We start from the raw sequence: 3,114 nt of genomic DNA, 5'->3' as shown, positions 1-3,114 counted from the left end.
GGTGATATAGATGAGAGGTCAGAATATCCGTATATGTTTGAAGGCATTTGATTCTTGGATACTTGATTCCTCCGTGCATTCCTCCGTGCGAGAAATTGTACATTCTTTTTCTGTTGTGTGGTGTAGATTTTGTTTATTTAAAAGGGTATAGCTCAGTTGGTAGAGCGGCGGTCTCCAAAACCGCAGGTCGTGGGTTCGAACCCCGCTGCCCTTGCCATCCAAGTGGGCATAAAGTGTTTTTGGTTGGTTTTGAATAGGTTTTCTTTTTTCTTTATGTATTGATGATTGTCCTGGAATGTGGTAACGTGAAAGTTTTTTATGGCTTATAAGTTGGGTATAGTAGGGTTTTTTAGGCAAGTAAGTGCTGAAATTAAGAAGGTTTTTTGGCCATCTCGTCGCGAGGTTTTGGTGTCAGTTGCTGTTGTTATGATTATAGTTCTGATATCATCTTTGTTTTTTTTTGCGATTGACCAGTTGATAGGATGGATTATGCAGACTATTTTAGGTGTAGGTGATTAATTTTCAGGTGGTGGAATGATATCTCGTTGGTACATAGTCCATACATATTCTAACTTCGAACAGAAGGTAGCTGAATCTATGTGTGAGAGATTGAGTAGGATTGGATTGCGCGATCTTTTGGATGAGGTTATAATTCCTACGGAGAAAGTTGTGAGTGTTCGCAAAGGGCGAAAACTCGATTCTGAGCGTAAGTTTTTTCCTGGTTATTTATTGGTTAAGGTGGTTATGACAGATGAAGTCTATCATACCATGAAGAATACATCAAAAGTGATAGGTTTTCTTGGGTTTGATAATAAGCCGTCTCCCATTCCAGATTTTGAAGTTCGGCGTATTATAGAGCAGGTTGAGGCGGCTGTTCAGCGTCCTGTATCCTCTATTATTTTTGAGATTGGTGAGCGGGTTTGTGTTTCTGATGGTCCTTTTGCGTCTTTTAACGGCGTTGTCAAAGATGTCGACGAGGAAAAATCTCGTCTTAAGGTGGAGGTTTTGATTTTTGGTCGCGCTACTCCGGTTGAGTTGGCGTATAATCAGGTTGAAAAAGTGGTTTGATTTTATAAAACAGGATTTGCTTGCTTTTTGAAAAGATTTATTTGATATCCCTGTTGTATGGGATTGCTTTATTTCTTATTGTGTGCTTGTAATTTCTGGATCTTGTAAGTTTTATGTTCGTTGTTTTGTTTGAAAAGGTCAGGGAAAAATGGCTAAAAAGATTAAGGATTTCGTTAAGTTGCAGATAGAGGCAGCTTCTGCGAAGCCTTCGCCGCCGGTGGGTCCAGCTCTTGGTCAGCGTGGCATTAATATCATGGAGTTTTGTAAGGCGTTTAATGCGGTTACGCAGGATATAGAAAAAGGGATTCCTATCCCAACAGTAATAACTTGCTATCAGGATAAGTCGTTTACTTTTACGATGAGTCAGCCGCCTGTTAGTTTTTTTCTAAAAAGGGAGGCGGGAATTAAATCAGGATCCAAGTCTCCCGGAAAAGAAATTTGTGGATCTGTTTCTCGCAAGAAGATTCGTGAGATTGCTGAGCGTAAAATGCAGGATATGGGTGCAATTACTATTGAGGGGGCTATGAGTATGGTGGAAGGTTCAGCTTGTTCTATGGGTCTGGATGTGGTGGATTAAAGGTTATGTCTAGAATATCAAAGCGTATGCAAAAAATATCTCAAGGCATTGATCGTTCTATGTTTTATGGATTAAGCGAGGCTATTGCTATGCTAAAAGAGCGTGCTATAGCTAAGTTTGATGAAACTGTTGAGATAGCGATGAATTTGGGGGTTGATCCTCGTCATGCAAACCAGATGGTTCGAGGTGTGGTGAGTATGCCTAATGGTACAGGCGTTAATGTTCGCGTAGCTGTTTTTGCGCGTTCCGCTAAGGCTGATGAAGCTAGAGCTGCTGGGGCGGATATTGTTGGAGCAGAGGATCTTTTTGGTGTTGTTGAGAGCGGTAAAATTGACTTTGATCGCTGTATTGCAACTCCGGATATGATGCCTTTGGTTGGTCGTTTGGGTAAGATATTAGGTCCTCGTGGTATTATGCCTAATCCAAGAATTGGTACGGTTACTATGGATGTTTCTGCTGCTGTTAAGGCGGCAAAAGGAGGGGCTGTTGAGTTTCGAGTTGAAAAGGCGGGCATCATTCATGCAGGGATAGGTAAAATTTCTTTTGGAAACAAAGAAATAGAAGAAAATATCCTTGCTTTTATTGATTCGGTTGTGAAAGCAAAGCCTTCTGCTGCCAAGGGTGATTATGTGAAGCGTATTACTTTATCGTCGACTATGGGATGTGGTATAAAGGTTGACCTTTCAGGAATCTCTGTTTAATGGTTATGTTCCCTATTGTTTTCGCATAAGGGATTTCTCATTTTTTATTCCTTTTTTGATCTTTTTCTTATAAGTAAGAGATTTCGGTAATTAGGGGGTAAATTTTGGTTCTAGGTGAGGTTTCTTTATAGCTCAATAGGTTGTAGACGAAGAGAGATGTTGTGTATGTGTTTGTATGTACATCAACTGGAGATAAGAGTTGAAAAGGCAAGAAAAAAGTATTGAAGTTGCTGAATTAGGAAAAATTTTTGCTTCTTCTGGATCTGTGGTTGTCGCTCATTATAAGGGCATAAATGTTGCGCAGATCAATGGTTTGAGGAAGAGTTTGCGGGAAGCAGGTGGATGTGTTAGGGTCGCGAAAAATCGTCTGGTTAAGATTGCTGTCCAGGGAACCGATTTTCAAGATATTTCCAGTCTTTTTAGTGGTCAGTCCTTGATTGTTTACGGTGCTGACCCTATTGTTGCCCCTAAGGCTTCTGTTGCTTTTTCAAAAGATTCGGATCAGTTTATTATTCTCGGTGGAGTTATGGATAAAAGTATCCTTGATGAACCCTCCATCCAAGGAATTGCGTCTTTGCAAAGTCTTGATGAGATACGTGCAAAGATTTTAGGCTCGATTCAGATGAGTGCATCCAAGTTGGTCAGAGTCGTTAATGCTCCTGCAGCTCGGATTGTGCGTGTCCTCTCTGCTTATGTGGACAAGAATCAACAAAAGTAGTTTTGTTAATTGTTAAAAAATCTAAGATAAAAACGAAGGAAATCGTGATA

Annotated in this window: 5 protein-coding genes and 1 tRNA gene; all 6 read left to right on the top strand. The window is 40.3% G+C overall.

Annotated features, from left to right (window positions below; all coding sequences use genetic code 11):
* The first annotated feature begins 141 nt into the window (after positions 1 to 141).
* The 6 genes from H0G72_RS05850 (at position 142) to rplJ (ending at position 3,064) form a co-directional block, all read left to right on the top strand.
* Positions 142 to 217, top strand: a tRNA-Trp gene (locus H0G72_RS05850).
* A 101-nt stretch (positions 218 to 318) separates the two neighbouring features.
* Positions 319 to 519 carry a preprotein translocase subunit SecE gene (gene secE / locus H0G72_RS05845; protein WP_182017835.1) on the top strand — a complete coding sequence of 67 codons (201 nt, stop codon included), beginning with the start codon at positions 319 to 321 and terminating at the stop codon, positions 517 to 519.
* Positions 520 to 534: 15 nt separating this feature from the next.
* Entirely contained in the window at positions 535 to 1,068 is a 534-nt protein-coding gene (nusG, locus tag H0G72_RS05840; protein WP_182017834.1) for a transcription termination/antitermination protein NusG, read from the top strand.
* A 148-nt stretch (positions 1,069 to 1,216) separates the two neighbouring features.
* Positions 1,217 to 1,645: a 50S ribosomal protein L11 gene (rplK, locus tag H0G72_RS05835; RefSeq protein WP_182017833.1), complete on the top strand. Its 429-nt coding sequence runs from the start codon at positions 1,217 to 1,219 to the stop codon at positions 1,643 to 1,645.
* Between the two features lie 5 nt (positions 1,646 to 1,650).
* Positions 1,651 to 2,346 carry a 50S ribosomal protein L1 gene (rplA, locus tag H0G72_RS05830; RefSeq protein ID WP_182017832.1) on the top strand — a complete coding sequence of 232 codons (696 nt, stop codon included), beginning with the start codon at positions 1,651 to 1,653 and terminating at the stop codon, positions 2,344 to 2,346.
* Positions 2,347 to 2,545: 199 nt separating this feature from the next.
* Positions 2,546 to 3,064, top strand: a complete 519-nt coding sequence (gene rplJ / locus H0G72_RS05825) for a 50S ribosomal protein L10 (RefSeq protein WP_182017831.1) — start codon at positions 2,546 to 2,548, stop codon at positions 3,062 to 3,064.
* Positions 3,065 to 3,114 lie beyond the last annotated feature (50 nt).

It is taken from the genome of Candidatus Liberibacter sp. (genome assembly GCF_014048425.1).
Classification (GTDB): Bacteria; Pseudomonadota; Alphaproteobacteria; order Rhizobiales; family Rhizobiaceae; genus Liberibacter.
This window is presented reverse-complemented; position numbering and strand designations above follow the sequence as displayed.

Coding starts and splice junctions, on each gene's coding strand:
- rplA (WP_182017832.1), top strand. CDS start 1,651: ATGTCTAGAATATCAAAGCGTATGCAAAAAATATCTCAAGGCATTGAT.
- nusG (WP_182017834.1), top strand. CDS start 535: ATGATATCTCGTTGGTACATAGTCCATACATATTCTAACTTCGAACAG.
- rplK (WP_182017833.1), top strand. CDS start 1,217: ATGGCTAAAAAGATTAAGGATTTCGTTAAGTTGCAGATAGAGGCAGCT.
- secE (WP_182017835.1), top strand. CDS start 319: ATGGCTTATAAGTTGGGTATAGTAGGGTTTTTTAGGCAAGTAAGTGCT.